Origin of the sequence: Desulfosarcina cetonica JCM 12296 (assembly GCF_001311845.1) — a bacterium.
Classification (GTDB): domain Bacteria; phylum Desulfobacterota; class Desulfobacteria; order Desulfobacterales; family Desulfosarcinaceae; genus Desulfosarcina; species Desulfosarcina cetonica.
Genome location: NZ_BBCC01000385.1, coordinates 1 through 2,439 on the forward strand (window position 1 = coordinate 1; position 2,439 = coordinate 2,439).

General features: G+C 59.5%; 2 protein-coding genes and 1 pseudogene. All 3 read left to right on the forward strand.

All coding sequences use genetic code 11. The features are described 5' to 3' along the window. Positions 1 to 53: 53 nt before the first annotated feature. A pseudogene (locus JCM12296_RS46695) lies at positions 54 to 734 on the forward strand ((2Fe-2S) ferredoxin domain-containing protein); the annotation flags it as partial. Positions 735 to 894: 160 nt separating this feature from the next. Further along, positions 895 to 1,884: an NADH-ubiquinone oxidoreductase-F iron-sulfur binding region domain-containing protein gene (locus tag JCM12296_RS49635; protein WP_246805302.1), complete on the forward strand. Its 990-nt coding sequence runs from the start codon at positions 895 to 897 to the stop codon at positions 1,882 to 1,884. A 1-nt stretch (position 1,885) separates the two neighbouring features. After that, a partial coding sequence (locus JCM12296_RS34135; RefSeq protein ID WP_054702538.1) for a 2Fe-2S iron-sulfur cluster-binding protein occupies positions 1,886 to 2,439 on the forward strand: 554 nt, incomplete at its 3' end.

A 2,439-nucleotide genomic window follows, 5' to 3' on the forward strand; every position in this document is an offset into this window, starting at 1 on the left:
AATTCAGGAAAGGCATTCTGTCCCAAAGAGACCCCAACAAGACCTGCATCACCTTGTGTTCCGGGTCGGCCTGCCATGCCACAGGCAGCCGGGACGTGGCCGCACGCCTGGCCGAGGAGCTGGAAACGCAGGGGTTGAGCGAGACCGTGGACATCCGTCGAACCGGTTGTCACGGCTTTTGCGAGAGGGGCCCGATCATCGTCATTCACCCCGACGAGATCTGCTACTTTCAGATCCAACCCGATGACGTCCCCGAGATCATTAGCGAAACGATCAAGGAAAAGAAGGTCATCGAGCGGTTGCTCTACAACGATCCGGCCACCAACGAGAAGATCATCGAGGAATCCAAGATTCCTTTCTACAAGCATCAGCTACGCTTGGTCTTCGGCTCCAACAGCAGCGTCGACCCCAAAAGCATCGACGACTACCTGGCCATCGGCGGGTATTCGGCCCTGGCCAAGGCGCTCGACCGCATGACCAACCAGGAAGTCCTCGACGAAGTCAAGAAGGCCAATCTGAGAGGCCGCGGTGGCGGCGGATTCCCCGCCGGCCGCAAATGGGAGGGCTCGCGCAACGCCCCCGACGATCCCAAGTACGTGATCGTCAACGCCGACGAGGGTGACCCCGGCGCCTACATGGACCGCAGTCTCCTGGAGGGCAATCCCCACTCGATCCTGGAAGGATTGACCCTGGGGGCCTATGCCATCGGCGCCAACGAGGGATACATCTACGTCCGCCAGGAATATCCCCTGGCCGTGGAAAATGTCCACACCGCCATCCGCTGGCCGAGGAATACGGATTTTTGGGCAAGAACATCCTGGGCTCGGGCTTCGACTTTGTCGTCAAGGTACACAAGGCGCCGGCGCCTTTGTCTGCGGCGAGTCCACCGCCCTGATGACGGCCCTGGAAGGCCGCGTGGGCGAGCCCCGGCCCAAGTACACCCGCTCCAACATCAAGGGGCTCTGGGAAAAACCGTCCGTGCTCAACAACGTCGAGACCTGGGCCAACGTGCCGCTGATCATCAACAACGGCGCGGACTGGTTCACCGAGTACGGGACCGACACCAGCAAGGGCACCAAGATCTTCTCCTTGGTGGGCAAGATCACCAATACCGGTCTGGTGGAAGTCCCCATGGGCACGACCTTGCGGGACATCATCTTTACGATCGGTGGCGGCATTCCGGGCGGCCGCAAGTTCAAGGCCGTGCAAACCGGCGGGCCTTCCGGCGGCTGTATTCCCGAGGACATGCTGGATCTTCAGGTGGGCTTCGACGAGTTGACCAAGGTCGGCTCCATGATGGGTTCGGGGGGTATGATCGTCATGGACGAGGATACCTGCATGGTGGACGTGGCGCGCTACTTCATCGCGTTTCTCACCGACGAGTCCTGCGGCAAGTGCCTGCCCTGCCGCGAAGGCCTGCGCCAGATGCTCAAGATTCTCACCAACATCACCCAGGGCAAAGGCAAGGAGGGCGACATCGAACTCCTTGAGGCGCTCTCGGAAACAGCCAAGGAAGCGGCCCTGTGCGCCCTGGGCAAAAGCGCGCCCAACCCCTTCCTCAGCACGCTGCAATACTTCCGCGAGGAGTATGAGGCCCATATCCATGACAAACGCTGTCCGGCCCTTTCCTGCAAGGAACTGATTTCCTACTACATTGATCCGACCCAGTGCAAGGCGTGTATGATGTGTGCCCGGAAGTGCCCGGCGGATGCCATTGACAGTGCCAAGAACCGGGTCCACATTATCGACCAGGATAAATGCACCAAGTGCGGAACCTGCTTCGAAGTCTGCCCGCCCCGCTTTGGCGCGGTGACGAAGCTATCCGGTGAACCGGTGCCGCCGCCAGTTTCCGAAGAAGACCGTATAATCAGAAAGAGCAAATAAAATGAGTGAGATTCTCTTAGAGATAGACGGGAAAGAGGTGAAAGCCAGCGAAGGCATGACGCTTTTGCAGGCCGCCCAAGGTGCCGGAATCCGTATCCCCACGCTTTGCTACCACGAGAAACTGGAGCCGTTCGGCGGCTGCCGGTTGTGCATCGTGGAAGTCGAAGAGCGCGGGTGGACCAAAATGGTTGTCTCGTGTGTCTATCCGGTGGCCAACAACCTGGTGGTACGGACCCGCTCCGAGAAAATCGATCGCATCCGCAAGATGCTCATCGAACTGCTCCTGGCCCATGCACCCGATGCCTTCGAGCTTTTGGAGCTGGCCAAGGAGTATGGCGCCGACCGCAATCGGTTCGAGAAAGAGGCTTCCTTCTGCATCCACTGTGGTCTTTGCGTGCGTTACTGCGCCGAGGTCAAGGGAAAACACGCCATCGGGTTTGTCGACCGCGGCATGCGCAAGGAGATCGCCTTCGTTCCCGAAATCGCCGCCAACGAATGCTGGAATTGCAAAGAGTGCTTTGAACTCTGCCCCACCGAAGCCCTTCAGGCTGCCTA